Origin of the sequence: Salinicoccus roseus (assembly GCF_003814515.1) — a bacterium.
GTDB classification, from domain to species: Bacteria; Bacillota; Bacilli; order Staphylococcales; family Salinicoccaceae; genus Salinicoccus; species Salinicoccus roseus.
The window spans coordinates 954156-980789 of record NZ_RKQJ01000001.1 but is presented as its reverse complement, the minus strand read 5'-3'; the positions used below and the strand labels follow the sequence as shown (position 1 = coordinate 980789).

At 43.7% G+C, this 26634-nt stretch carries 24 protein-coding genes and 1 pseudogene; 21 read left to right on the top strand and 4 right to left on the bottom strand.

The genetic code is table 11. The features are described 5' to 3' along the window. Position 1: 1 nt before the first annotated feature. The 8 genes from EDC33_RS05060 to EDC33_RS05025 all read left to right on the top strand — a co-directional run bounded on the left by EDC33_RS05060 (position 2) and on the right by EDC33_RS05025 (position 8134). Positions 2–1093 (top strand): polysaccharide pyruvyl transferase family protein, encoded by a 1092-nt coding sequence (locus EDC33_RS05060; RefSeq protein WP_124010392.1) that lies wholly within the window; start codon positions 2–4, stop codon positions 1091–1093. A gap of 301 nt (positions 1094–1394) precedes the next feature. Further along, entirely contained in the window at positions 1395–2753 is a 1359-nt protein-coding gene (locus EDC33_RS05055) for a UDP-glucose dehydrogenase family protein (protein WP_124010391.1), read from the top strand. After that, positions 2746–3765, top strand: a complete 1020-nt coding sequence (locus EDC33_RS05050) for a GDP-mannose 4,6-dehydratase (RefSeq protein WP_170156354.1) — start codon at positions 2746–2748, stop codon at positions 3763–3765. The genes EDC33_RS05055 and EDC33_RS05050 overlap by 8 nt, the downstream gene beginning before the upstream one ends. A 24-nt stretch (positions 3766–3789) precedes the next feature. Then, positions 3790–4677: a UTP--glucose-1-phosphate uridylyltransferase GalU gene (galU, locus tag EDC33_RS05045; protein ID WP_124010389.1), complete on the top strand. Its 888-nt coding sequence runs from the start codon at positions 3790–3792 to the stop codon at positions 4675–4677. Positions 4678–5243: 566 nt separating this feature from the next. Further along, positions 5244–5957, top strand: a complete 714-nt coding sequence (locus tag EDC33_RS05040) for a hypothetical protein (protein WP_124010388.1) — start codon at positions 5244–5246, stop codon at positions 5955–5957. A gap of 94 nt (positions 5958–6051) precedes the next feature. Further along, complete coding sequence (locus EDC33_RS12860) at positions 6052–6525, top strand: transposase family protein (RefSeq protein WP_084185067.1); 474 nt, start codon at positions 6052–6054, stop codon at positions 6523–6525. Then, positions 6479–7618 (top strand): transposase, encoded by a 1140-nt coding sequence (locus tag EDC33_RS12920; RefSeq protein ID WP_428842415.1) that lies wholly within the window; start codon positions 6479–6481, stop codon positions 7616–7618. Before EDC33_RS12860 ends, EDC33_RS12920 begins: the two co-directional genes overlap by 47 nt. A 303-nt stretch (positions 7619–7921) precedes the next feature. Next, the gene (locus EDC33_RS05025; protein ID WP_124010386.1) at positions 7922–8134 is read left to right on the top strand and encodes a hypothetical protein; all 213 of its coding nucleotides are present in this window, start codon (positions 7922–7924) and stop codon (positions 8132–8134) included. A gap of 540 nt (positions 8135–8674) precedes the next feature. Here EDC33_RS05025 and EDC33_RS05020 read toward each other — a convergent pair. From EDC33_RS05020 to EDC33_RS05010, 3 genes are all read right to left on the bottom strand, one after another. Continuing rightward, positions 8675–10270 (bottom strand): amidohydrolase, encoded by a 1596-nt coding sequence (locus tag EDC33_RS05020; protein ID WP_124010385.1) that lies wholly within the window; start codon positions 10268–10270, stop codon positions 8675–8677. Between the two features lie 15 nt (positions 10271–10285). Continuing rightward, positions 10286–11692, bottom strand: coding sequence for a sodium/glutamate symporter (locus EDC33_RS05015; protein WP_229716627.1), 1407 nt, complete (start codon positions 11690–11692; stop codon positions 10286–10288). Between the two features lie 178 nt (positions 11693–11870). Continuing rightward, positions 11871–12590, bottom strand: coding sequence for a GntR family transcriptional regulator (locus EDC33_RS05010; protein ID WP_124010384.1), 720 nt, complete (start codon positions 12588–12590; stop codon positions 11871–11873). Between the two features lie 261 nt (positions 12591–12851). Here EDC33_RS05010 and EDC33_RS05005 point away from each other — a divergent pair, with 261 nt between their 5' ends. Further along, positions 12852–13232 carry a hypothetical protein gene (locus tag EDC33_RS05005; protein WP_124010383.1) on the top strand — a complete coding sequence of 127 codons (381 nt, stop codon included), beginning with the start codon at positions 12852–12854 and terminating at the stop codon, positions 13230–13232. 115 nt (positions 13233–13347) lie between these two features. On the opposite strand, the pseudogene EDC33_RS05000 reads toward EDC33_RS05005, so the two are convergent. Beyond that, positions 13348–13788 (bottom strand): annotated as a pseudogene (locus tag EDC33_RS05000) (IS30 family transposase); the annotation flags it as partial. 268 nt (positions 13789–14056) lie between these two features. Between EDC33_RS05000 and EDC33_RS12855 the strand changes: the two are divergent. The 12 genes from EDC33_RS12855 (at position 14057) to EDC33_RS04945 (ending at position 26483) form a co-directional block, all read left to right on the top strand. Continuing rightward, positions 14057–14185: a hypothetical protein gene (locus EDC33_RS12855; RefSeq protein WP_282957576.1), complete on the top strand. Its 129-nt coding sequence runs from the start codon at positions 14057–14059 to the stop codon at positions 14183–14185. Between the two features lie 767 nt (positions 14186–14952). Next, positions 14953–15924, top strand: a complete 972-nt coding sequence (locus EDC33_RS04995) for a polysaccharide deacetylase family protein (RefSeq protein ID WP_124010382.1) — start codon at positions 14953–14955, stop codon at positions 15922–15924. Continuing rightward, positions 15924–16691, top strand: coding sequence for a formyl transferase (locus EDC33_RS04990; RefSeq protein ID WP_124010381.1), 768 nt, complete (start codon positions 15924–15926; stop codon positions 16689–16691). The genes EDC33_RS04995 and EDC33_RS04990 overlap by 1 nt, the downstream gene beginning before the upstream one ends. 88 nt (positions 16692–16779) lie before the next feature. Next, positions 16780–17364 carry a sugar transferase gene (locus tag EDC33_RS04985; RefSeq protein ID WP_229716628.1) on the top strand — a complete coding sequence of 195 codons (585 nt, stop codon included), beginning with the start codon at positions 16780–16782 and terminating at the stop codon, positions 17362–17364. Between the two features lie 14 nt (positions 17365–17378). Next, entirely contained in the window at positions 17379–18284 is a 906-nt protein-coding gene (locus EDC33_RS04980) for a methionyl-tRNA formyltransferase (protein WP_229716629.1), read from the top strand. A 15-nt stretch (positions 18285–18299) separates the two neighbouring features. Beyond that, entirely contained in the window at positions 18300–18953 is a 654-nt protein-coding gene (locus tag EDC33_RS04975) for a PIG-L deacetylase family protein (RefSeq protein WP_124010380.1), read from the top strand. 216 nt (positions 18954–19169) lie between these two features. Further along, complete coding sequence (locus EDC33_RS04970; RefSeq protein WP_124010379.1) at positions 19170–19844, top strand: YveK family protein; 675 nt, start codon at positions 19170–19172, stop codon at positions 19842–19844. 28 nt (positions 19845–19872) lie between these two features. Next, on the top strand, positions 19873–20589 hold the full coding sequence (locus tag EDC33_RS04965; RefSeq protein WP_124010378.1) for a CpsD/CapB family tyrosine-protein kinase: 717 nt from the start codon (positions 19873–19875) through the stop codon (positions 20587–20589). Between the two features lie 299 nt (positions 20590–20888). Beyond that, positions 20889–22736 carry a polysaccharide biosynthesis protein gene (locus EDC33_RS04960; RefSeq protein WP_124010377.1) on the top strand — a complete coding sequence of 616 codons (1848 nt, stop codon included), beginning with the start codon at positions 20889–20891 and terminating at the stop codon, positions 22734–22736. After that, on the top strand, positions 22726–23934 hold the full coding sequence (locus EDC33_RS04955; RefSeq protein WP_124010376.1) for a lipopolysaccharide biosynthesis protein: 1209 nt from the start codon (positions 22726–22728) through the stop codon (positions 23932–23934). Before EDC33_RS04960 ends, EDC33_RS04955 begins: the two co-directional genes overlap by 11 nt. A 12-nt stretch (positions 23935–23946) precedes the next feature. Beyond that, on the top strand, positions 23947–25251 hold the full coding sequence (locus EDC33_RS04950; protein ID WP_124010375.1) for a hypothetical protein: 1305 nt from the start codon (positions 23947–23949) through the stop codon (positions 25249–25251). Positions 25252–25313: 62 nt separating this feature from the next. Then, a complete protein-coding gene (locus EDC33_RS04945) occupies positions 25314–26483 on the top strand; it encodes a glycosyltransferase family 4 protein (protein ID WP_124010374.1) in 1170 nt (389 codons plus the stop codon). The last annotated feature ends 151 nt before the right edge of the window (positions 26484–26634 follow it).

Here is a 26634-nt window from a genome sequence, read left to right as displayed (position 1 = left end):
AATGAAAAAAAAAGTAATGATAAATGCATATACCAATTTTAATTTAGGAGACGATTTATTTATAAAAGTATTATGTGAAAGATACCCTGAAACAAATTTTTTAATTTATGCTCCCGAAGAGTACAAGTATACTTTCAAAAATATTGATAACATTCTTATATTTCCAAGTAATAAATTATTTAATAGAATATTTAATTACATTTTGAGAAAAATAAAAAGTGATATCTCCATTCAAAGAATAATATCTAGGAAAGTCGATGCTATTGTACAAATAGGCGGATCGATTTTTATAGAGCGGAAAAAGTACTTAGATTCAAAAGTTAAAAAAGAAAAAAATGTGAAGAAACCTTATTATGTTTTAGGAGCAAATTTTGGACCCTACCAAACAGAGCAATTTTACAAATATCACCATGAATTATTTCAGAGATATACCGATATATGTTTTAGAGATAAATATTCTTACGAACTATTCAAGGATTTAAGAAACGTACGAATGGCCGATGATATTATATTTCAGTTAAGTGACCAAAAAAAAATTGCATCTAAACATTCTGTAGTGATCTCAGTTATAAAACCATCATTTAGGGAGAATTTACAAGATTATGATGAGGTATATTATAAAAAAATCAAAGATATTGCTGCCTATTTTTTAGACAAGGGGTACAAAGTAATATTGATGTCATTTTGTGAAAGAGAAGGAGACAAGAAAGCAATAGAAGAAATTAGCCAATTGCTACCTATTCAAAAAAGAGCGTACGTCTACAAGTATCATTACCTATTTAATATGGATGAAGCCCTCGATGTAATTGCTGCTTCTTCGTTTATTGTCGCTACTAGGTTCCATGCCATGATATTAGGATGGGCTTACAATAAACCAGTATTTCCTATTGCATATAGTGAAAAAATGAATAATGTAATGGAGGACATAGGACATACAGGAACGTTTATCAATTTAAAAGAAATAGATAAATTAAATCCGGATGAAGTATTTGAAAGTATGAAAAAAAATAGTGTCGATATTTCTAGTCAAGCTAAAAATTCAGAAGTGCATTTTAAAAAACTTGATAAATTTTTGATGTATTCAAATAAATGATTGATTTTAATACTATATTGGAAAACAGGTTAAAGACAGTAGTATTAAGAAAGAGAGTGCTGTTAGATTAATATTAGGAGTGCACTTTACTACAGTCTAACAAAGCCAAATTTTATTATAAGATGTTCACTGAAATAAGAAGTTTACGATTATACACACTACTACCTAAATGAATTTTGAAATCAACAAAAATGTGAATAACATATTTTATAATATTAAAAGACCATATAAATTCATTTTAAATTGCAAGCCTGTTATAGGATGTCAAGTTAAAGGGATATTAACTTAGGAGGATGAATAGATGATTAGAATAGCAGTAGCAGGAACAGGTTATGTTGGTTTGGTAGCCGGAGTAACTTTCGCAGAAAAGGGACATAATGTAACTTGCGTTGATATTGATGAGGAAAAAGTTGAACTTATGAAGTCCGGTACTTCACCTATATATGAAGACGGCCTTGAAGCACTAATGAGAAATAACTATAAAGCAGGAAGAGTGAACTACACTACTGATTATCGTTCTGCTTATAAGGATGCCGATGCAATCTTCATAGGTGTAGGTACGCCAGAACAGGCGGATGGATCTGCTAATCTTTCATACATAGCAACCGTCGCAAGACAAATTGCAGAGTCTGTTGAAAAGGATTGTTTAGTAGTAGTTAAATCTACAGTCCCAGTAGGCACTAACGATAAAGTTGAACAGTTTATTCAAGATTTTTTAATCAATGATGTAAGAGTTGAAGTTGCCTCAAACCCTGAGTTTTTAGCTCAAGGATCGGCTGTTCATGACACATTGCAAGCAGAAAGATTCATCATCGGTACTGAAAGTGAATGGGCTGAAAAGATACTCACGGAAATATATGAACCCTTTGATATTCCTATAGTCTCAGTTAACAGAAGGACTGCTGAGATGATTAAATATGCTTCTAACGACTTCTTAGCTCTTAAGATATCTTATATGAATGATATAGCGAACCTTTGTGAATTGGTGGGAGCAGACATTCAGGATGTAGCCAAGGGCATGAGTTATGATGAAAGAATTGGAAGTAAATTTTTAAATGCAGGAATAGGTTTTGGCGGCTCTTGTTTTCCTAAAGATACGCAAGCTTTAAATCACCTTGCTCAACATAATGGTTACGAGCTGAAAACAATTCAATCAGCAATTGAAGTGAATGATAAACAAAAAACTTTGTTGTATAGAAAAGCAAATGATCGATTAATCACTTTTAATGGGTTGAAAGTGGCAGTACTTGGACTGACATTTAAACCAGGGACTGATGATTTACGTGAAGCGCCTTCCTTGGAAAATATCCCTCTTCTATTGGAGCAGGGGGCAGACATTATTGCTTATGATCCTGTTGGTGCAAATAACTTTGCTAAGCATTATCCAGAAGGACGTAATAGTAACGGATCTATTAAATATGTATCCAGCGTAGAAGAAACGCTAGAGGAGGCCAATGTTTGCTTTATATTTACAGAGTGGCCAGAAGTGAAAGAAACCTCTCCTGTATTGTATAAAGGTCTTATGAGAACTCCACTGGTTTTCGATGGTCGTAATATTTATGATGTTGGTTCTATGGAAGCAGCAGGTGTTGAGTACCATTCGATTGGGAGACGAGTAACTAACCAGGTTGCTAAGAAGAAGGTGACAAATCTTGGGTAATAATTTTTTTGGGGCCAATATTCTTATAACGGGAAGTGCCGGGTTCATAGGCTTTTTCTTATCAAAAAATTTGTTGGAAGCTGGTTACAGTGTAACGGGAATTGACAATTTAAATGACTACTACGATGTAAATCTTAAAGTAGACCGACTTAAATTGCTTGAAGAGTATGAGCATTTCAAGTTTTTCAAAGGTGATATCTCCAGTAAAGAAGATATACAGAAGGTCTTTAAAGAAGGACAACCTGAAATTGTTATCAATCTGGCAGCTCAAGCAGGAGTCAGATATTCACTTGAAAATCCTGACGCGTATATTCAAAGTAATATTATTGGTTTTCATAATATAATTGAAGCATGCAAAGACTACACGGTAAAACATCTCATTTATGCATCTTCCAGCTCTGTTTATGGTGCCAATAAAAAGGTCCCGTTCGAAGAGGCAGATTTCGTTGATCATCCTGTCTCATTATATGCAGCTACAAAAAAATCAAACGAGTTGATTGCTCACACATACAGCCATCTTTACGATATCCCTGCAAGCGGGCTCCGTTTCTTCACTGTATATGGTCCGATGGGGCGTCCTGATATGGCATACTTTGGTTTTACAAATAAGTTGTCTAAAGGTGATCCGATCAAGATATTCAATAACGGTGATTTTGAAAATGATCTTTACAGAGACTTCACTTATATAGATGATATTGTGGAAGGTATAGTGAAACTGATACCAAATCCACCTACAGAAAGTGTAAAACATGAGGTTTATAACATCGGTAATAATAACCCGGTAAAGCTAATGAAATTCATAACAGCTTTAGAAGATGCATTATCAAATAAGCTTGGAAAAGAAGTTCAATTTGAAAAACACTTTGAGCCAATGCAACCTGGTGATGTGCCGGCGACATATGCATCTACAGCTAAATTATATAAGGCCGTAGGCTTCAAACCAACTACACCAATAGAAGAAGGATTACAGAATTTCGTTAATTGGTATGTAGACTATTATAAAAATATATAAGCTAAAAATTTATGGGGGATTTAAATGTCAAAAGTAAAAAAAGCAATTATACCTGCAGCTGGTTTGGGGACGAGGTTCCTTCCGGCGACAAAAGCGATGCCTAAAGAAATGTTACCAATTCTGGATAAGCCGACTATTCAATACATCGTTGAAGAAGCGGTAGCAGCAGGGATTGAAGATATCATTATTGTAACAGGTCGGCATAAGAGAGCGATTGAAGATCATTTTGATCACCAGATTGAATTGGAAATGAATTTAGAAAGAAAAGAGAAACACGATGTTTTGGAAAAGGTTAATTTTTCAACTAACCTGGCCAATATATTTTACATAAGACAAAAAGAGCCTAAAGGTCTTGGTCATGCAATACAAACTGCGAAGCAATTTATAGGTGATGAACCGTTCGCAGTTTTACTTGGTGATGATATTGTAGAAAGTGATACTCCAGGCATAAAGCAGTTAGTTGATATGTATGATCAAGTTGAAGATCCTATTATTGGAGTTAAGACAGTGCCAGATAATGAAGTGTCACGTTATGGAATTATAGAGTACTCGGACGAAGAAGAAAATCTATACAATGTGTCTAAAATGTATGAGAAGCCTGCACTATCTGAGACAGAATCTAGACTAGCGATTATGGGGAGATATGTACTTACAGCAGATATTTTTGATGAACTTGAAAAAGGTAAGGTTGGTGCAGGTGGAGAAATACAATTAACTGATGCTTTGGCAGATTTAAGTCAAAAACGTTCCGTCTATGCCTATGATTTTCAGGGAACCCGTTATGATGTGGGAGATAAGACCGGTTTTGTCACTACAACGCTCGAGTATGCTCTTAAGTCTTCTATGAAAGATGAATTATTGGATTACATGGAAGAGGCATTGCAAAAACATAGAAGCAAAGTGTTTAAGTAAAGGAAGAAAAAGATTTCTAATTTAAGAGGTATCTTTCAGATGTCTCAATGAGCTGATATGTGGATCTACATGAGCGGGAACTTTCAAACATTCGATACAGTGGACGGCTCGAGCTGTCAATCAGCATTTCCTGTCGCCGGTGATGACATCTGATGTCCATCCCTGAACCACTGCCGTCTCAACATACTTCTGCTAGTCCTCGGCAGGACAATCCGTTTCCTAACACACCGTTTTTGTTTTACTTATAGTGCTAATATTTATCCACCACGGTGTGACGTCCCTGAGATATGCGACGATATTATGAACCGTTTGACAGATGAAACAAATCAGTCTCGCAATACGAGAAGTTGGTGTCTTTTGAGGGAAATAGGGATCTATAATTTCTAGTTTTCAATGGTAATATGGGGGAGGTCATGCGTGATTACTCTTATGATTTTCTTTTTTGAAAAACGAATTTTGAGTGGAGCATGTGTGACCCTTTTTAGGTGTCTAGCTTAATTTTACAATAGACGATTATTAAAGGTCATTGAATATAAACCATTAACTAACCATAGGGAGGAATTGTAATGACACAAGAAAAAAGATATACCTTAGGGGCCCTTGTATGGTATGTTGTTCTGACTTTCATTTTTACAGCATTACTTCTATCATCAATCTCTTTCATAACAATTGTAAGTACTGAAGAGCTAGTGTTAAATTATATAGTTTTTGCCTTAGGTGCTATATCAACTCTTTTAGCTTTCATAGCTCTTGTTATAGCATTCTTTGAAGTAAAAGAAGGTCAAAAGTTTAATTCATCATTAGAAAATAATATTAATAAATTGGATGAAAAAGTTAAAAATTTGGATAGTAATTCTAAAGAGATTGGTGAAATAACCAGAAGAATAGATGTTCAAAACTTTTACAAAGCTGAAGACTTAATAAACCAATTTAAAGAGTTCAGTAAAGAGAATTCTTCAAATATTGAAAATATAAAAAATGAAGATATTGAGAATTTAACTAAGTTATTTCTTGATTTTTACAAAGGTTATAATGATTTACCTGAAGACGCCGACAATAATAAAATGAATGAAGAGAACGGATCAACTCAAGTAAGAAATTATATATACAGTAAAATTAATACTAATGACATTTTCACAAGAAAATCGCTTAGAGATAACTTTGCAAATAATCCTAATGTGACAGATGGTATGATATCTGGTGTTATTTATAAAATGATTAACTCAAAAGAAATAGAAAATCATGAAAAAGGAACAGGTACTTATAAAAAATTAATTTAAGATATTTATACGTACTTAATATTATGGGAATGACAGTATTAAAATGGCTCTTACGCTAATTTGGGGAGAACGGGGTATATATCAGTAAAAAGGAATGATGGTCATGTATACCCACTTTGCTGATCTTGATTCTCGCCTGATTGTCTTGTCGTGCATCGAAGATGCTAATACATTGACCTGTGTCGTTACAGTAGTTTCAAAAACAGGCCGATGTCCGAAGTGTCAGTACGGGTCCCATAAGCGGCATAGTGCCTACATGCGGGTTATTGATGATTTGCCCATCCAGGGCAAGTCTGTCCAGTTGTATCTGAAAACCCACAAATGGTTCTGTACAAACAGTTTCTGCGAAGCAAAAGTGTTTACGGAACGCTTCGAATGGCTCCTGCCCCATAGACAGCGAACGGTCCGTCTGGATGCTGCGCTCCGGGTCATTGCTTTCTCCACCAATTGTATCGAGGCGGCACATGTCACTCGAATGCTGGGTATGCCGGTGAGTCATGACACACTGCTCCGTTTGATCCATACAACAGAGATGCCGACGGTACACAGCCCCTTTTGTCGCCATTGACTATTTCGCCTGGAAAAAAGGCCACCGGTACGGCATCCTAATTTGTGATGCCATGACTCATCATCCCATCGACCTCCTGCCCGATCGGGAAGCTGAGACACTGACGGATTGGCTGGGCAGTCACCCGGAACTGACGCACGTTACACGAGATCGGTATCCCCGTTTTCAGGAAGTCATCTCTACCCATGCTTCGAATGTCATTCAGATCCATGACCGGTTTCATCTGATTCAGAATCTATGGTCTCTGCATGACCAGATTATCCGGAAAATATTGCCTGCACGCGTTGACTTGGGCACACACCTGCCACGGCCGGATCCACCTCGCACGCAGTCAAAAGCAGAACTTCGGCAGAAAGAAAATGCCAGGAACAAATGGGAGCAGGCCCAAATACTTCAGAAATATTATGCGGATGGATACTCGATCACCCGGATTTCGAAGCAGTCCAATCTGCATTGGAAGACAGTTAAACGCTACCTTGAGATGACCGGTCCACCGGACACGTCCAGACAGAAACGGGCCAAACCGTTGGATGTCTATCACACCCAGATCATTGATTGGGAAGCTGCGGGGCATCCCGTTCATATCATTTATGAGAAACTCCAGGGCATCGGCTATACAGGGGCATATGGCGCGGTCAAAGTCTTTATTGCAGAGATCCGGAAGAAAAAACGGGCGAAAGCGCCAATGGACACTGAATATCACAGCCGGCGGGACATTCGCCGTATCCTCTGGCAGAATCATCTGGAAGACGATTCGGAACGGGAAATCATCAACCGTGTCTTGAAACAATATCCACAAATTCAGCCCGTCTATGCATTCATCTCCGGCTTCCGTGAAACCATTGCTCTGAAAGACCATACCGGATTTATCAAGCTGATACTCTATGAGCAAGAGCGGAAGGACCCATTGACGAAACACTTCATCCGAAGACTGCTCAGTGACTTCAAATCCACGGTGAATGCCATCGTGTACACAGAGAGTAATGGATTTGTGGAAGGCAATGTCAACCGACTGAAAACACTGAAAAGAATGATGTATGGCCGTGCAGGATTTAAATTGTTACGACAGCGGATGCTTTACAGAATAGCCTGATTTAAAAATGATTGAGATATTAGTTAAATACATACGCATATATTCACCAAATTAGCGTAAGAACCATTTTAATACTGCCATTTACACTTGCTTACGGCGGTCTAATGTTACCACTGCGTCGTTGCATTTGACACCACCAAAATCGGATGACGCATACACACCTAATCCTCTATTATGTGAAATTAGTGAATGAAACCATTGCGGAAGCCATATTAGATCGTTTTATTCATGACTCTTATCAAATATTGATCGATGGCGAAGTTTCTATGCGAGAACGTCATAGACTGGGTGGTACGGCATCTCATGATCTTACTCACTAGAAAAGATATTGAAGAGATGGAAGCTTATTATTTCTGGACAGGACAACCGCACTGGTGCCCCTTTCTAGAAGCATTCAAGTCGAAACTGCTGGATGTTTATGGCGCAGAACCATACCCCTATGAATGGACAGATCAGGACATTCATGAAGGCACCAGGAAAATCATCAGTGCCTTCTTTAACGATACAAATCAATAGGTCACTGGAAAAGTCCTACTAATCTTAGTCTCAACTAGATTCTGCAGGACTTTTTATATAGTGGTAACCTACATGACGCTGAGTGGTAAATACGTTGTCACTCTCTGGTAAAAAAGATGGCAAGGGCGGTAATATCTCTTGACTGTAATCATATATAGATGACATCATTCACAACACTTCAATCTGTATTACATTAGAGGGGAGAAATAGAGTAATATTTACTTGGAAATCATTGGCTAAACCAAATTAGTAAATGGCTAAAAGTACATCTTTTGGATTGTGTATAAGAAATGGTGACTACCGTTGGCTTCAGGTATGATGAGGTAAGGATTTTATCAAAGAAAGTGAAGTTTTTGGGGAGTAGAATTACGCAAAATTAATTAAGAAGTTTGGGTATATTCATATATTATTGGGTTAATATTAAAACCTTTAAAATAATCCTTGGAGGTCAGAATATCTAGCCTTCAAGGATTATTTTTTTATCAAATTTTATGAACAGAGATTTATGGTTGCTTTTCACTCTATATAAAAAGCAATATTTCATGCTCGGTAAATTGTCTCTCCTTCTTTAATCGTCTCCAACACCTTAATATTTTTTATCTTCCTTTTATCTACTTTAAGCGGATTGGAATCCAAGACGACCAGGTCTGCAATTTTACCCGGTGCTATACTACCTTTTCTATCCTCTTCAAAGTAAGCATAAGCGGCGTTGATGGTCACAGCTTTTAACGCGTCGTAGACGGAAACACGTTCTTCAGGACCAATAATTACGCCCTTGCGCGTAATTCTGTTGACTGCGCACCACACAGTGTGAAGCATGTCAGGGGGGACTATAGGCGAATCTTGATGGAAGTTAACTACCAGGCCCCGGTCGAATGCGGACTTCGCCGGACTGATTCGGTTTCCCCGAGTCTCTCCGAAATTTTTAAGATGCACGTCTCCCCAATAATAGGCGTGAGAAATAAATAAAGAAGGGATCATCTCAATATCCTTCATCTTATCCAGCTGATCATTACGGACTGTCTGACAGTGAATCATCACCGGACGCAAATTATTTTTATTAGGGTTATCTGATTCTTCCAGTGCTGTGATATAATTTTCGAGAAGCTGATCGCTCGCCGCGTCCCCATTGCAGTGGGTCAGCAGCTGAACATCTGCCTTTATAGCTGTTTCAATATATTGCTTTACTTCTTCATCCTGATATCTTGGATATCCACGGTAGCTCTCTTCTCCTTCATAGGGTTCAGTCATCCATGCAGTTTTACCCTGCGGTGAACCATCAAGAAACATTTTATAACCACCGATTTTAATGCGGCTTTTGTACCTGCCGACCATATCGCGGTTTTTTTCAAGACTTTCTGGATTTTCAGCCACGAGAGGATACATTACTACATCTACTTTAAACTTGTCAGAATAAGAATTGAAAAGTTTGACGGTAGCCTCTGAAGTCGCGCCATCCTGCACTGTAGTTATACCATTTTTGATATAGACTTCTTCCCCAAGTGCAAGGACCTCCATCGGATTCATTTTATTATTCTGAAACATCTTTTTTTGTAAAGCCATGATTGGTGTTTCTTCCAAGTAGCCATTCGGTTCATTTGTACCTTCAACACGTCCTATTATCCCGCCTTCAGGATCAGGCGTTTGCTCATCAATTCCTGCCATTTCTAATGCTGCATCATTGGCAGAACCGATATGACCTGAGGCATGGACAAGCAAAATTGGATGCTCTGTTGAAACTGTGTTAAGTACATCTTTCAAAGGATGAGCTTCTTCCACCAAAAAATTGTGGTCATAGCCGAAACCAACGACCAGTTCACCTTTTTCAATTTCATTCACTTTAATGTATTCCTTTAGCATGTTCTGTATATCTTCAAAGTTTCCACAGCCCTTGAGATCTGCGAGTAGTGACATTGGTCCCATCATTGAAAGGTGGCTGTGGGGATCGATAAAAGCTGGCAGTAAAGTTTTTCCTTGAAGATCAACCTTTTCAACATCCGAACCTTTGAGGTATGACGTAGTTTCCTCTTCTCTTAGAACGTTCTTGATTAACCCATCTTCAACAAGAACTCCTGCAGTTTGATTCGAATCATGTTCCATTGTGATGATGTCTCCGTTATAAAACAGCTTTTTCATTCCTAAAAAACTCCTTTAAAAATTTTGATGTGCACTTCCCACGTTATTCAATTCTTTTGAATGTTCTGTTTTGATCATATATGTTTTAGGGCCCCAGGCACGTGAAATCTTCATGACTAGTAGATATACGGGAATCGGAGCCAGCAGTAATAATACCCCTGTCCAGAGTGATAATGCACCTGAGGCAATGGCCATTATGGTAGCCAGAGTGACGTAAGAAGTCATCATTGGCAGGTTCATTAACCCGAGCTCAACTGCAGTCGGAGACCTGAGTGAAGGGTCGACAATTCTGACTAGAGCAATTCCACTTGGTACTGTGCCCATAGATGTCCCGTACAGGCCCAATGTTCTTTCAAAATCATTGCCTGCCCCAAAGCGCTGACCGAAGTAGATGCAGATGCCAAGGCTGAGCAGCATCACGATAATCGACATAATACTAATCGGTACAATCCAGGCGCCAATGACACTGAAGGGCACACCCATGAATGAGGCAACAATAAGATAATCAGTAGACCAGCCTGTAATCTTGGACTGGAAAGTATTGTTAAGCATATGCTCAACTTTTAGTTTCTTCATTATAAATTTGACCAAATAGCCAGCCACCATACCGAATATGAAAAGCATACCGCTGATTGTCGGCCCTATGCCAGGTATGTAGGAAAAGAGTTCAGCTAAGCCAAGAGCAAGCATGAAGCAGATGCCAATAATTGCGAAATGGAATGTCATCGTATCCAAGTTGCCGCTGTACATTGTCTCTTTACCGAGTGAAGGTCTTTCTTCTTCATCTTTGTAGTATCCCCGTATGACAGAACCTTCAATATTTCTTGATTCCATATTTTTAGCCAGCCCTTTTTTGATACCGTACCTAGCAAGCGGTACACCGACCAGAAAACAAAGTATGAAACCTATAGCTGCAAATGTTAGTCCAATAGTGGCTGCATCAGCAATACCATACTGATTATCCATGATTGCACCAAATGTTGCAGCCTGACCCGGACCCTGTGCAAAAGCGAAGGGTATGAGCAGTCCGTAAACGTAATCCATTCCAAAATAACCGCCAATCAGAAAAAGTATAACAACTCCAACCGCAGGTGCCAATGCGTAGAGTATGTTCCATGTGAAGCCCATACCCACTGCGCCCCGTGCGACAGTTTTTCCGTCAGAAGCGGTATTTTTAGATCTTGGATTACTTGTCAACCCGACGGATATGAATGTTACCGTGAATAATAAGGTAACAATCTGTATGAACATATCGGATTCCACCGCAGTGATGAGACCAGTATTCATCACGATGAGACCAATGATACCTCCAATCACACTAGCAGGGACTAACATATTTCTAATAAGCCCGACTTTTGTTCTTATAATCAGGCCTATAGTAAGCATGATGCTGGCGAGACCAAACGCTATCATAAAATTCATATTCCTTCCTCCTTCAATACAGACATTAAAATATTTTAAACTCTCGAAAATTTTGGTTGCATATTTTATATTAATTAGGAAATGACTGGTTCACAACATGGTTGGAACGTCCGTACCAGTTGAATAATATAATAAAAAATATATTTGAATTGAAGGATAGTAGCTGGGCTCACGTAATTTATTTCTTTCTGGAGAGTTTTATATTAAAGGAGTACATATCTGACCTGTAAGCGGCATGTTCATATTCTATGAAGTCACCTCTCATATCAACAAGCTTCCTCTCAGCAATGAGCGTGCTTGTGTTAGAGGGAACTTTCAACAATTTGGCATCTGTTTTTTTAACTTGGTCTGCTCTGATAGTCTGAGCAGCCTCAATAGACATGATACCAAGCTCCTTTTCAAGTAAATCGTATAATGTTGCTTTATTCAAATCGTATTGTATGATTTTCTCACCAAGTTGCACAGGATAATAATTATTCTCTATACCGATTGGAATGTTGTCAGCAAAACGTATACGTTTGATATGAACTGCTTCAGTCAGCCCTGTAATCTTTTGCAAGTAAGCGGGCAAAGTCAGAGTACGGGACTTAATCAACTTTGCCCCGGGTCTCATATTCATATTTTGTATGGTCTCAGTCGTACTGCTAAGGATCCCAAGCCAGTCATTAATGGGTTTGACAGCGACAAATGTCCCTTTACCCGGTTTTTTCACAAGACTACCTTCTCGTACAAGGGCATCGATAGCATGACGAACCGTACTTCGGCTGATGTAAAACTCGTCCATAAGTTCTCGTTCACTGGGTACTTTTCCTGAATAAGTCCCGTCCATGATTTTTCCTTCAATTTTTTCCTTTAATTGTACATATAATGGTATAGAATTTGTATAATCTAATGGCACAATGAGTCCCCACCTTTGATATTTATATTGATATTATACTCATATTTTACCATATAATGTGGAATCTAATGAGCTGAGAAAAGTACAGAACTTCCATGCCAAAGATATTAAATCTTGTAAGTGAAATGTTGATCGGTATTGTTCGAGCGAGCTCTTCTTAACTTCAATGGGATTTAATGAGGAAATGGTTTTATTTTTCAAAACTGCTATTGCTTCTCTAACCAATAAAGGCTTATCTTTTAAACAAGAGGTGATATATAGATGGAAACCGAAAAATTGATGGACGAGATTGATCTGATCCTCCAGATGTCCAAAGCAGGTACCATGTCAACATTAGTCAGTCCCACACTCAGAGAATATATGACTTTCTATATAAAGGATTATGCACTATACACTGAAACAAAAAAGAACTCCCTGATTATAAGAGGCATCGAGCACGACCCTATAATCGACATCACATTAGGTGGAGATGAAGGGAGTGGGAACTACCTAGATATTGTCGGTGAGACCAAAGTGGTGGATGATCAGGAGGGTGTGGATTGGCTGCAGTGGGAGAAGGGCTTGTTTGCGGTGGCTGATGATGTAGTAATGCTGAAAGTTGTGGTGCAGAAAGTGAAGCTGGTGGAAGCAGTGCAGGAATAAGGCGGTAAACTGAACAATCAAAAAACCTGGATGAAACTTTCAGGAATAATAAGATGAGCGTATCACTCACTTTAAATCGTTAAGGGTACGCTCATTTTTTATGAGGTTTCGTTTGTCAAAATAAGCTAGACAGTTCTTTCTCACCCATGTAACCCAAAAAGACTTCCAATGGTGTACGATAGTTCAATGATTTTCTTGGGATATGTTTCCTTCTGGCGGCAACCGATGAGATAAAAGCTTGGTCGACCGTGTTGAAATCCATATTTTTAGGCAGGCCATCTCTTCTGAGCAAGCCGTTGGAATGTTCGTTTAATCCCTAATGTGATGGTGTGCCCGGATCGGCAAAGTAGATGGATAGATCATTTCGATTGCTCATTGACTGTCAGTTGGAGAACTCCTTGCCACAATCGAAGGTGATGGATTTGAATAGGTTTCTAGGCATCTTTTAACACCATGTATTAATGGCAGAATCAATACCCAGTGGGGTTCTGCCTTTGGGTTTTAATTTGATGATGGCTTTTGACAGACGCTCAACTAGCGTGATGACCGAACTCTTCATTGAAAGTGGGATAGTTTGTCGTTGGTAGATACAACAGATGGTGCTGTTCATCGTTCCAAAGCGTTTCAATGGACACATTCTTCTCATAATGCAGGCGACTTCGGTCTAGCACAAGCTGTGAGTGTAATATCTCTGTCAGCTGCTCGAAACTCTCCATCACCGGGGAGGCACTGAAGAAGTTGTGACGGATGTAGCCCACCTTGTTTTCTACACTGCCTTTCTCGTGCCCACTGCACGGGTTGCACACCTGGACCTCGAAGCCGTAATGGTTCTGGAACTAGATGAAGGCATCTGTCAATTCAGCTTCGCCAAACCGGGATCGGATTTTCTTGACAGCCGTTGTCAGATTATCGATCCGGATCCGTTTCGGCACACCGTCGCACTGATGGAATAATATTTTTAGCCCGTGTAGGAAACATACCTGGTTCTTACCCGGCTGGGGGACGGCACTGCGGCGTTACTGTAGGGGAACGAGATGACCAAGGTGTGGACATCGACGAACTCGCCATCCTGTACGGTCTCCATCGTGCCAAAGTCGACTTGGGTTTCTCCCGGTGGGTGTGTTAGGCGGTCGTAACCTTTATCCAGACGATTATCACTGTGGCTGCGCCGCAAGTCGTCGATAAAGTAACAGACTGTGCAATATGAACCATGGTATATTCTAATAACAAAGAAATCTATCATGGATTTGATAGCGCAAAAACGGTACTAGACTCTTTTCTTGCCAAGTTTACCGAAGAGAAAAGTTTTAGTTCAAGAAAATTTTGTTAGAATATTACAAAATAATAAAATTCATGTTATATTGGATTAAACTATGCGGGAGCTTACCAGTTAATTTACTGATAGGATAATAAAATTTATACATCATGTCACTCAATCATCTGCGCGCAGTTTGATTGGGTTTTTTTATAAGGAATTTACGACCATTAAAGGGGGTGATTAATAGGAGAAGGTAATAGAATTATTAACTTGTAAGATTATGTATGAGGGTGCATGTAAATGTATGAAGTAGGGTAGGAAAACATGAATTTATTGGAAAACTCGAGTCTAAGCTAATGGGTAGAAAAATTGAAGCATCTTTTAGTTTTAATTGATTGACAAGGTGACAAGACATTTGGAAGGAAGATGTATAAGAGTTATAAAACAGAATAGAGGTGTCGTATGAAGAACGGTACGTTTATCATCTCGTTGGATTTTGAGTTGTATTGGGGATATTTGGGGATTACGGACTATGATAAGGAATTCGAACGGTTCAACCAGGTGCGTGATATCGCTTCAAAGATGATCGAGATATTTGATGAGAATGAAATCAAGGTCAGTTGGTCGACGGTGGGCTTTCTGATGTTGGAGGACTCGAAGCGGTTAAACGCGCTCATCCCCCAAATAGACAAACCGGAATATAAGAGGCGGGAACTGGATAACTACTTCAACTTCAGACATGTGATCGAAGAGGACAATTTTCTGGAAGGAGTCTTCTTTGCAAGCGAAGTGGTGGAGGAACTCAATAACAGCAAACATCAGACCATCGGCACCCATAGTTTTTCACACTACTACTGCCTCGAGGATGGGCAGACGGTGCGGGAGTTTACGGATGATCTCAGGATGGCGAAAAAGATTGCGGATGAGAGGGGGATTGAGATGCGGAGCATCGTGTTCCCAAGGAACCAGTTCGATAGGAGTTATCTCGGTCTGTTGAAGGAATACGGTATCGATATCTACAGGGGGACGCCGGACCATCTCATCTTCAGGCCGAGAAGGCATGATAACTATCTTATACGGGGGATGCGGCTGGTGGACACATACTTGAACATTACGGGGAATATCACACATGACCAACCTTCTCCCTATGAAGAACTATTCGATATAAAGGCGAGCCGTTTCCTGAAGCCACAGAATGGGACACCCAAGGTGCTGCGGGCGCTGCAGCTGAGACGGATAAAGAACGAGATGACAGAGGCAGCGAAGAACAATAAGTATTATCATCTCTGGTGGCATCCGCATAATTTCTCGATATCTCCGGAGGAGAACTTTCGATTTTTAGAGGATATCATCAATCATTTTAAAATGCTGGAGAAGAAATACGGTTTCAGTTCGGAAAGCATGGAATCCTATGTGGAAAAGGTGAGGGCGTAATGAAAAGGATAATGATGATCTGCACCTTGGATGTCAGTTCGAGCTATATATACAACAATGTAGTCAAGGCGTATCCTGTTGAAGAAGTGGTCGTTGTCGGGGAGGATTCCAGGATGGTCTTTCTAAAGCGGAGGATCAAACGGCTGGGTCTGTTTAAAGTGCTGGGTCAAATTATCTTTTCAATATACTCCAAAACCTACTTGAAGAAGGAAGCAGCGTCAAGAATCGATGAGATACAGAAGAAGTACGGGCTGGATGATACGGATATACCTGAAGACAAGGTGGTTCGTGTGGCTTCGGTGAACTCCGAAGAGATGAAGCAACGGATACGGGAAGTGGATCCGGATCTGGTCATCATCAATGGGACGCCGATCATTAAAGGGGATATTCTGCGCTCGACGGACGCGAAGTTTGTGAATGTCCATGTCGGCATCACACCGAAATATCGAGGGGTGCACGGGGGCTACTGGGCGCTCTATAATGGTGATCCGGGACTGGCGGGTGTGACGACGCATTTCGTGGATGAAGGGATAGACTCCGGCGAGGTGCTGGACCAGAAGGTGATTGAATTGACGCAGGCAGATAACTTTCTGACCTACTCACATCTGCAGGAAGCTTATGCCATGATGGACTACAACAAGATCATCGGCTCTGTTCTGGATGATGATTATGAGGTGAAGCAGCCGATGACACAGGAGAGTGCAATCTGGTCCCACCCGACGATCATCAGCTATTTATACGGAAGGATAACAAGCAAGGTCAAATAGGAAATAACGCATATGGAAAAATTTTTATCATCAATTTTCTGAATATTCTATAAATATTCATGGAATTCTTGGAAAGAAGGGGGTCGCTTTGCTCAAGGTCAAGAGAATGTTTGATTTCGTCTTCAGTACCGTTTTCCTGTTGGTGCTCACGCCGCTGATGGTGGTGACAGGCGGCATCATCAAATTGACGATGCCGGGTCCGCTTTTCTTCCGGCAGCGCCGTGTGGGGAGGCATCATAAAGTATTCGATATATACAAGTTCCGGAGCATGAAGGTGGATGTTTCGGCTGAACAGAATTTCGATTTCGACAAGGATGCAGAGCGTCTGACCGGATTCGGCAATCTCATCCGGCAGCTTAAGATCGATGAGCTGCCCCAGCTGCTGAATGTACTTAAAGGGGATATGAGCATTGTAGGGCCACGGCCGTCGATCGAACAGTACGTAGAGGAGTATGATGACTTCCAGAGTCAGCGTCTGGAGATGCGGCCTGGCATGACGGGGCTGGCACAGGTGAATGGAAACACACATCTGACGTGGGAAGAGCGGATCGAATATGATGTGGCATACGTGAAGCACTACTCCCTCTGGCTTGATGTGAAGATCATTTTAAAGACTGTACTGATTGTGTTGTTCGGAGAGGGCAGCTTCAAACGGAATCCAGGAAAGACTTGAAGGGGGACGGGAAGATGGAGGAGATTAAAACAATCCTGATCGGGTCGGTCGAGTCAAGCAGGATTGTACTTGAAGAAATGGTCAGGCATGACTATCCGCCTGAAATGGTCTTCGGACTGGATGAGAAGTATTCGGAGAATGTCTCGGGGTATGTGAATCTATCTGTTCTTGCGGAACAGAATGATATTCCTTCTATGACATTCAAGAACATCAATGATGCGTCAGTGGTGGAGCAGATCCGTGCAATTGCGCCGGACTATATCTTTGTCGTGGGCATTTCCCAGCTTATCAGGGAAGACATCATAGGTGCTGCGGGGAAAGGTGTCATCGGCTATCATCCGACGGCACTGCCAAAGTATAGGGGGCGGGCGGCGCTGCCATGGCTCGTGCTCCTGGGTGAACAGGAATCGAAGGCATCGCTGTTCTTCATCGATGAAGGGATGGATTCCGGGGACATCGTCGACCAGGAGACCTACATGATCGGCGAGTTGGATTATGCTGCTGATGTGTATCATGCTTCGAATGAAGCGCTCGGGCAGATGCTCGGGCGGGTGCTGGAGAAGGTGAGGACGGACAGTGTGGAGGCGCGCAGGCAGGACCATTCCAGGGCAACGTATCTGCTGAAGCGGACACCGGAGGATGGGCGGATAGAGTGGGTGGATTCTGCTGAAGGAATCCACCGGCTGATCCGTGCGACTTCGCGGCCTTACCCAGGGGCATTCTCTTTCTACAAGGAGCACAAGGTCATCATCTGGCAGGCGAGTGTGCAACCGAATACACAGTATATCGGAATACCGGGGCAGATCATCCGTTCCGATTCAGAATCGATCGATGTGCTTTGTACGGACGGGATACTGCGGATCGAGGACTACGAAACGGATGAGGATGTGCAGTTCATTGATGGCAATAAATTCAAATGACAGGATGTGGGGATCATGAACATACTGGTGTTTGCACCACACAACGATGATGAGGTACTGGGAGCAGGCGGGACCATAGCGAAGTATGCCGGTAAGGGGCACGACGTATATATATGCGAAGTGACCAGTGGGCCGGAGCCGGATAAGGTGGAGGCGCTGAAGGCGGAAGCACGGGCGGCACATGCGGTACTCGGTGTGAAGGATGTCCGTTTCCTGGAACTGCCGATGATCGCCCTCCGCCATACACCGACTGCAGAGATCAATGCGAAGTTCCACGAAATCGTCATAGAGGTGCAGCCGGAGATCGTCTTCCTGCCGCATAAGGGGGATATGAATTTCGACCACGCGGAGACGACCTATGCCGCGATGGTGGCCCTCCGCCCGTTCAATGTGCCGAATCTGCGTGAAATACTGGTCTATGAGACATTGTCTGAAACGGAGTGGAATACGCCGACCATGGACAATGCATTCATGCCGAATGTCTATGTGGACATTTCCGGAACGATAGAGCGAAAGCTCAAGGCGATGGAATGCTATGGCTCACAACTTAAAGATTATCCACACCCGAGGTCCCTTGAGGCAATCCGTGCATTGTCCATGGTGCGGGGGACGACAATATGTGCGGAGCATGCTGAAAGCTTCATGCTGATCCGTTCGATAAAGAGATGAGAATGCCTTCTGTACCGGTTTCAACCCGTGTGAATGGCATTTTTATTACTCAAATTTTGAATGTTTTGGCTGTAAATTATTTGTCTGTACAGGTATAAAATTACAATTGAATTGAAATAATAGCAAACAGAATATTCCAAAAATTATAAATTCGTGTTATATTGGTTGCAAACTTATATAAAGAGATAAAGTTTCCTTATTAGGGGGAGGGATGGTATGGAAGAGTCAGTAAACATTGACAAGGCGCTCGAGATCATCAAGAAGAATATTGCACTGATCATCGGTTCAATGGTTGTAGTGGGTGTTCTCGCTGCACTTGTTACCTATTTTATCATGACACCGAAATACGAATCGGAAACACAGATGCTCGTCAGCTCACCGGGTGATGCTGTAGTGGTGGATTCCGAGAATATCGAAACCAACCTGCAGCTGATCCACACATATCGGGAAATCATGCTGAGCAGGACGATCCTTGAGGACGTGATCACCAATCTTGAACTGGATGAGACGGTGAAGGAGCTGTCCAAGCGGATTTCAGTCACGAACCAGGAACAGTCACAGGTCCTCTCCATCCGGGTGATTGATGAGTCGGCGGAGGAAGCGGTGGCGATTTCCAATGAAATTGCGGAAGCCTTCCAGGAGAGGATCGTTGATATCATGTATGTCGATAACCTTTCCATCTATGCACCGGCGAGTGTTGGTCCGGATATGGAACCTGTATCACCGCAGCCACTGCTCAATATCGCAATCGGCCTGTTTTCCGGACTGATGCTCGGCTTGATATTGGCATTCGCCAGGGATCACTTCGACAAGTCGGTCAGGAATGAAAGTGAAGTACGAAATATTCTCGATTTGCCTGTGGTCGGGTCCATTACGAGGATTGAAGATTAAGTAGCTTTGAAATTAAGGGGGAGCTTTCATGAACAGAAAGAAGACGCATAAGGAAGAGGATATGACACCGAGAAAGACGATCGTTGCCAGACAGCCGCATGCGACTGCAAGTGAGCAGTTCCGTACGCTGCGGACGAACATCATGTATTCGGGGGTGGACGACCCAATCCGTTCGGTACTCTTCACATCCGCCATATCGAGTGCGGGCAAGTCGACGGTTGCGGCCAACATGGCGATTGCCTATGCGCAAGCAGGCGTGAAGACGCTGCTGGTCGATGGGGACCTGAGGCGGCCGACGACCCATTACACATTCGAAGTGACCAACAGGAACGGTCTCTCAAAAGCAATCATAAATGATGTGCCGCCGGAGGAGATGGTCATTCATACTGAGTTCGACAATCTTGACCTGATGACTGCCGGACCGATCCCGCCGAACCCGGCGGAGCTTCTGGCATCGAAAAGCATGGGGCGGGTGATGAATGCACTATCGATCCAGTATGAAATGCTCATCATCGATTCTCCACCGCTGCTTGCGGTAACGGATTCGCAGCTGCTCTGCAGTCACGCGGATGGTGTGATACTCATCACCGATGTCGAAAACAACAACCGTGATCATCTGCTTGAGGCGAAGGATCTGCTGGACAAGTCCGGTGCGAACATCATCGGAGTGGTCCTGAACAACCGTGAGGAGAAGCGGAGTTCGAGCGAACCCTACTACTACACGGAGGCGGTCACTGAGAACTGAAATGCACCAGGCAGACACGGATCGTCCTGAATGACTACAAGGGTGCAGCCATTCAGGATCTAAAGGGGGTGGTTGAAAACGGGTAAGCACTATTTTACACAATGACCATTGACCGTATTGAATAGACGTTCGACAAAGGGAAAGCGTTTGGGTAGGAAAACATGAATTTATTAGGAAGAACGCGCGGTTCCACCTGGTGAGGTCAGGGCGGAATTGCACAAAAAAGGTCGGAAGAAGTTAAAAGGGTGCATCATCAAACAATTGAATAAGGGTATTTTAAAAGGAAAGAAGAGGATACTATGGGTGCTAAAAAGCGTTATTTTCTCTTTCTGTTTGTCGACTCGTTGATCGTTACTTTTTCAGTGTTCATCGGCTACTACATCCTCATGCCATTCTTCTCAGATTATTCGCTGACTGTACTGGGCGTCACCGCAGTCGTACTGCTTGTAAACCACCATCTCTTCGCCTATATCTTCAACCTTTATCACAGGGCATGGGAGTATGCGAGCGTCAGGGAGCTGATTTCAGTCACAAAGGCGGTCAGTGCCTCCATATTGGCGACGACCATCCTGATCTATCTGCTGTTCGACAGCACGTTCATCCGGCTGATGCTCGTGACATGGATGATGCATATGCTGCTCATAGGCGGATCAAGGCTGTCGTGGAAGCTCCTCATCTATGAACTGAATGGCAGGAGATCACATGAAACCAAGATGACGCGTACGATGATCTTCGGAGGCGGAAAAGGCGGATCGATCCTCATCAAGCAGATGCTGGACCACCCGACGATGGGAATGAATCCGATTGTTGTGGTGGATGACGATCCCTTCAAGTACAATCTGGAGCTTTGCGGCGGTGTCAGGGTGGAAGGAAACCGGAATAACATTGAACGGCTGGTGAAGAAATATGACATCACCAAAATCGTCATCGCCATCCCTTCATTGAGCAAGACGGAGCTCAGGGAAATCCATGCACTCGCGAACTTGGATGGTGTGGACGTCCTGACCATGCCGAATATCGGAGATGTACTCTCAGGCAGGCTGGAAGTCAATGCCCTGCGGCAGGTGCAGGTGGAAGACCTGCTTGGACGGGAACCGGTGCAGCTCGACATCGAAGGCATCGAGGAGCAGGTGACGGACAGAACCATCCTCGTCACAGGCGCCGGGGGCAGCATCGGATCAGAGATCGTCCGGCAGATTGCCAAGTTCCATCCGCGTCAGATCCTGCTTCTCGGGCATGGTGAGAACAGCATCTATACCATACTCGAAGAGGTGCTGGAGAAGAAGGACGACAATATCAGCTACGTGCCGATCATCGCCGACGTACAGAACAGGCAGCGCATGTTTGAAGTGTTCGAGAAGTACAGGCCGGACATCGTCTACCATGCAGCAGCACACAAGCATGTGCCGATGATGGAGTACAACTCCCGTGAAGCGGTGAAGAACAACGTCATCGGAACAAAGAATACGGCTGAAGCCGCATGTCATTTCAAATCGAAGAAGTTCGTCATGATTTCAACGGACAAGGCGGTCAACCCACCGAACGTCATGGGTGCGACGAAGCGGATGGCAGAAATGATCGTCCAGGCACTGGACAAGGGCTGCAGGGATACGACACTTGTTGCAGTCAGGTTCGGAAACGTTCTCGGAAGCCGTGGCTCCGTCGTGCCGAAGTTCAAGAAGCAGATCCAGGCGGGCGGACCGATTACGGTCACCGACCCACGGATGACACGCTACTTCATGACCATACCGGAAGCGTCACGGCTCGTCATCCAGGCGAGTACGATTGCTGAAGGTGGTGAGGTATTCGTGCTCGACATGGGTGAGCCTGTGAAGATCGTCGACCTGGCCAAGAACATGATCAGGCTTTGCGGCTTCACTGAGAATGAGATTGGCATCGAATTCGTCGGCATAAGGCCGGGTGAGAAGCTTTATGAGGAACTCCTGAAGGAGAATGAGATCCATCCCGAACAGGTCTACGATAAGATCTACCGGGGCCGGGTCTCCGAATCCTCACTCAGTCTCATAGAGGCGCAGATCAAATCATTCCTGTCCATCGATGAGAATGAAATGAAGGAGCGGATCATCAAGTTCGTCCGACAGGAAAATCTGCAGCCTGAAAAAGTAGGACAGGAAAATGCGAGCTAAAATCCTGAACATCGTAGGGACCCTGCTGTTTGCACTCAACCAATGGATGCAGGTGATTCTTATCACACGGATGCTCGGTCTCTACGAAGTGGGGCTGTTCTCATATTTTCTTGCATTGACGGCCCCGCTTGTATTGTTCAGCCGGTTCATGCTCATCGTCCTGGTGCCGACGCAGAAGAAGCTGTCATATGACTATGTGATCTTCCATGAATTCAGGAACCTTGCAAACTACGGGTTCATCATCGGATCACTGCTCGTCCTGCTGTTTGTGGACCTGAACATATATGAGAGCCTATGCCTCTTCATATTCGTACTCTTCAAGTTCTATGAGAATAAGGAGGACTTCATCTATACAGAAAATATAGCGGAGGCCAGAATCAGTTTTCTCGCCTATTCGAAGATATACAAAAGCATCGTCTCGATCGTCCTGTTTGCAGCAGCGGTGTTCATCTTCGACTCCCTGCTGATGGCGATATTGAGTCTGCTCATTTCACAGATGCTCATCTACTATGTGTATGACTGCAGATTTTCATTTTCCAAAAAGCGGGCAAAGCTCGGCATCAGGTGGCGGGAGTTCAAGAATATCTTCATTCTCGGGCTCGGCCTTTCGATCGTGGAACTGCTCAATTCGCTCGTATCCAACATTCCAAGATATGCGCTTGAATACTTCCACAGTGTCGAGACTCTCGGTATTTTCGCAACAATCATGTATTTCGTGATCATCACCAACAACATCGTCGTCGCCATCAGTCAGAGTGTCGTGGCGGGGTTGTCGAAGGAGGCGGAGGAAAGTGCAGCTAAGTTCTACCGTTCATTCCTCAAGCTGTGCGGCATATTCCTGATCCTCATCATCGTGGGCGAGGCGATACTGCTCACATTCGGCAACAACCTGCTCGTGCTCGTATACGGAGAGCGGTTTGACGGGTATCAGACTGAAATCCTGCTCCTCGGCATCCTGCTCATCTTCACCGTATACACGAAGCTCTTCGAGATGGCACTCAGCATATTCAACATCTACAATCTGCAAGTGCTGCTGCAAGGCACGACTTTCATCGCAGCAGTCATATTATCATTCGTCATCATCGTTCCATACGGTCTGACCGGTGCATTCATTGTGGTAATCCTTACGTATCTGATATTGGCTGCAGGCCAGATCGGCGTGCTGATCCACCATTGGAAATATAAAGTTCGTTCCTAGGAGGCGGGGGACATGTTCATCATCTGGCTTGTTGCACTTGCATATTTGGTTCTGGGCTACCTGTTCAGGGCCCATATTACGGATACGACATTGATGACGGTTTTCTTCATCGTCATTACGTCCATCCTGCTGTTCTTCCTGCTGTACCTGAAGTATACGAAGTTCCTCGTGATCATCTACACGGGGTTCCTGGTACGGCTCGGGATGGTGCTTTATGACCTGAAGGAAAGGGTGCCGGACCTCCCGCACAGCGGGGTCGACTCAGAGAACTATTATAAGACGGCGCAATATATCAGTGAACGTATGGCATTGATGGGTGCAGAGATGTATGGGGGACTGTATACGAAGTTCCTGGCCCTCATCTTCCATATGTATGGGGATGACCGGGTGTTCGTCCAATTCCTTAATGTACTGATGATGATGACGGCCATCATCGTCGTCATAAAGATATTCCGGATGCTTGATGTACCGAACGATATACAGCTTGTGCTGACTGCAGTCATGGCCTTCTTCCCGCATTCGCTCATCTTCTCAAGCATACTGATGCGGGAGGCGATCATCACACTGATGGTGGCCCTCTCCCTCTACAGCTTCGTCAGATGGTTCAAGTACAGGGAATGGAGCAGTGCAGTTCTGAGCATCGTGTTCGTTCTGATCGGGGCCTCCTTCCATACGGCTATCGGCGGGGTGATGTTCGGCTACCTGTTCGGATTCATATTCTACCAGCATGACAAGAAGGCGTTCAGGTTCACACTGAAATCGATCATCCCCTTCGCCATATTCACGATGGCCGTGACTTATGTCCTGGCCTATCCGGAAAGCATATCTGCACTGCCGATCTACGACAAGATCGATCAGGTGCAGCGGAACAATGACAACATCTACGAAGCTTTTACCGACGATATCGGGGAGAGCGCCTATTTGAGCGGGCTGATGGTCGACAACATCTATCAGATGCTTCTATTCTCACCAGTCAAGGTCTTCTACTTCATCGGTTCGCCGATGCCGTGGACCATCAGGAACTTCAACGATCTGATCGCCTTTTTCCTCGATGGGGTATTCTACCTCTTCGCGCTTGCCGTATTCGTCAAAAATTATGCGCTCATCAAGAAGCGCCCGATACTCGGCGTCATACTGCTCAGTATCGCCGTAATATGGTTCATCTTCGGGTTCGGCATTTCGAATGCAGGCACGGCACTCAGGCACAGGTTCAAGATCTTCTATATCATCATCGTGGCATTCGGCCTCATCTGGACGTATGCAGCAAAAGAGAAAGAAAAAAACCGTCAGGGGATGCCGGTAAAAGAGGTCCCTTAGGCATCAATCGGGTAGCCCACGGGTGCGGCTGCCAAAAAAACAGGGGTTTGGAGATGTAGCTTATGCAGAAGAAATTGATTCATGGTGTCACTTCCTCCATGAGTGCCCTATTCCTCCATGAGCAGGTGCATTTCATCGAAAAGAACGGCTATCAGGTGGAAGTGGTATGCAACAATGATCCTGAAAGGCAATACGACGGTCTCAAGCTCAAACATATTCCATTCGAACGGGAAATCAGTCCATACAGGGATGTGACGACCCTGTATTCCCTCTACAAGTATCTGAAGGCGGAGGATCCGGATATCATATTCTTCAGTACGCCGAAGGCGGGACTGCTCGGCATGGTTGCCGGCTACCTGAACGGCACGGACACCCGGATATATGCACAATGGGGGCTGCGTCTTGAAACGGTGACCGGTTTGAAGAAGGTCATCCTGCAGACGACGGAGAAGCTGACATGCAAGCTCAGTACACACACCGTCATAATATCCGACAGCCTGGAAGAGGAGATGGTCCGCAGAAACCTTGTGGACCAGGAGAAGGTCGTCAGGCTCGGCAAAGGGAGTGTAAACGGCATCGACCTGGAGCGTTTCCGGCCGGAGGCGGTCGAGCAGCAGCGCCTCATGCAGATGAAGGCGGATCTGGGTATTGAGCCCGATGATGTCATCATCGGCTATATGGGCCGCATCACGAAGGACAAGGGGACCAACGAACTTGTCGAGGCGTTCACCGAATTGAGCTACAAGTATAGGAACATCAAGCTGCTGCTGGTCGGTGACATCGAGGACGGTGATCCGATCCTGCCTGAAAATGTGGAGATCATCCAAGGGCATGAGCGGATCATCCACTGTGACTATACGAATGAACCGGAATACTACTACAGCATGATGGATGTATTTGCATTCCCCACATACCGAGAAGGGTTCGGGACGGTCAGCATAGAGGCCCAGGCGATGCAGGTACCAGTAGTCGGGTTCAATTCGACTGGCGTCAAGGATACGATCGTACATGATCAGACCGGCCTCATCGTGTGGACCAATGATACGGCAGGACTGAAGGAGGGGCTTGAGGACATGATCCGCCATCCATTGAAGCGGGGTGAGATGGGGGAGAACGCCAGGAAATTCGTCGAAGAGCACTTCGACCGTGAACTGATCCAGCAGAAGGTGCTCGATTTCTATAATACACTCGGTGCTTCAGACGACACGGATCCGGAGTACCAGAAGGCGTAAGCCGGACAGCAGAAAGCGTCACAATAAAATAACCAATCATAGAGAGAAAGAGGTTGGATGAAGAAGACGCATCATAAGCTTTGTCGGGAAGCTGCATGATGTGGGGGTCAACGCGCAAAATAATTCAATTAAGGGGAGAGGTGACCAGGTT

What these genes read in the sequence shown, in the direction of transcription:
- EDC33_RS05060 (WP_124010392.1), top strand. Translation starts at nt 2, where the DNA reads ATGAAAAAAAAAGTAATGATAAATGCATATACCAATTTTAATTTAGGA.
- EDC33_RS05055 (WP_124010391.1), top strand. Translation starts at nt 1,395, where the DNA reads ATGATTAGAATAGCAGTAGCAGGAACAGGTTATGTTGGTTTGGTAGCC.
- galU (WP_124010389.1), top strand. Translation starts at nt 3,790, where the DNA reads ATGTCAAAAGTAAAAAAAGCAATTATACCTGCAGCTGGTTTGGGGACG.
- EDC33_RS05040 (WP_124010388.1), top strand. Translation starts at nt 5,244, where the DNA reads ATGACACAAGAAAAAAGATATACCTTAGGGGCCCTTGTATGGTATGTT.
- EDC33_RS12860 (WP_084185067.1), top strand. Translation starts at nt 6,052, where the DNA reads ATGATGGTCATGTATACCCACTTTGCTGATCTTGATTCTCGCCTGATT.
- EDC33_RS05025 (WP_124010386.1), top strand. Translation starts at nt 7,922, where the DNA reads ATGATCTTACTCACTAGAAAAGATATTGAAGAGATGGAAGCTTATTAT.
- EDC33_RS05020 (WP_124010385.1), bottom strand. Translation starts at nt 10,270, where the DNA reads ATGAAAAAGCTGTTTTATAACGGAGACATCATCACAATGGAACATGAT.
- EDC33_RS05015 (WP_229716627.1), bottom strand. Translation starts at nt 11,692, where the DNA reads ATGAATTTTATGATAGCGTTTGGTCTCGCCAGCATCATGCTTACTATA.
- EDC33_RS05005 (WP_124010383.1), top strand. Translation starts at nt 12,852, where the DNA reads ATGGAAACCGAAAAATTGATGGACGAGATTGATCTGATCCTCCAGATG.
- EDC33_RS12855 (WP_282957576.1), top strand. Translation starts at nt 14,057, where the DNA reads ATGGTTCTGGAACTAGATGAAGGCATCTGTCAATTCAGCTTCGCCAAA.
- EDC33_RS04995 (WP_124010382.1), top strand. Translation starts at nt 14,953, where the DNA reads ATGAAGAACGGTACGTTTATCATCTCGTTGGATTTTGAGTTGTATTGG.
- EDC33_RS04990 (WP_124010381.1), top strand. Translation starts at nt 15,924, where the DNA reads ATGAAAAGGATAATGATGATCTGCACCTTGGATGTCAGTTCGAGCTAT.
- EDC33_RS04980 (WP_229716629.1), top strand. Translation starts at nt 17,379, where the DNA reads ATGGAGGAGATTAAAACAATCCTGATCGGGTCGGTCGAGTCAAGCAGG.
- EDC33_RS04975 (WP_124010380.1), top strand. Translation starts at nt 18,300, where the DNA reads ATGAACATACTGGTGTTTGCACCACACAACGATGATGAGGTACTGGGA.
- EDC33_RS04970 (WP_124010379.1), top strand. Translation starts at nt 19,170, where the DNA reads ATGGAAGAGTCAGTAAACATTGACAAGGCGCTCGAGATCATCAAGAAG.
- EDC33_RS04965 (WP_124010378.1), top strand. Translation starts at nt 19,873, where the DNA reads ATGAACAGAAAGAAGACGCATAAGGAAGAGGATATGACACCGAGAAAG.
- EDC33_RS04960 (WP_124010377.1), top strand. Translation starts at nt 20,889, where the DNA reads ATGGGTGCTAAAAAGCGTTATTTTCTCTTTCTGTTTGTCGACTCGTTG.
- EDC33_RS04955 (WP_124010376.1), top strand. Translation starts at nt 22,726, where the DNA reads ATGCGAGCTAAAATCCTGAACATCGTAGGGACCCTGCTGTTTGCACTC.
- EDC33_RS04950 (WP_124010375.1), top strand. Translation starts at nt 23,947, where the DNA reads ATGTTCATCATCTGGCTTGTTGCACTTGCATATTTGGTTCTGGGCTAC.
- EDC33_RS04945 (WP_124010374.1), top strand. Translation starts at nt 25,314, where the DNA reads ATGCAGAAGAAATTGATTCATGGTGTCACTTCCTCCATGAGTGCCCTA.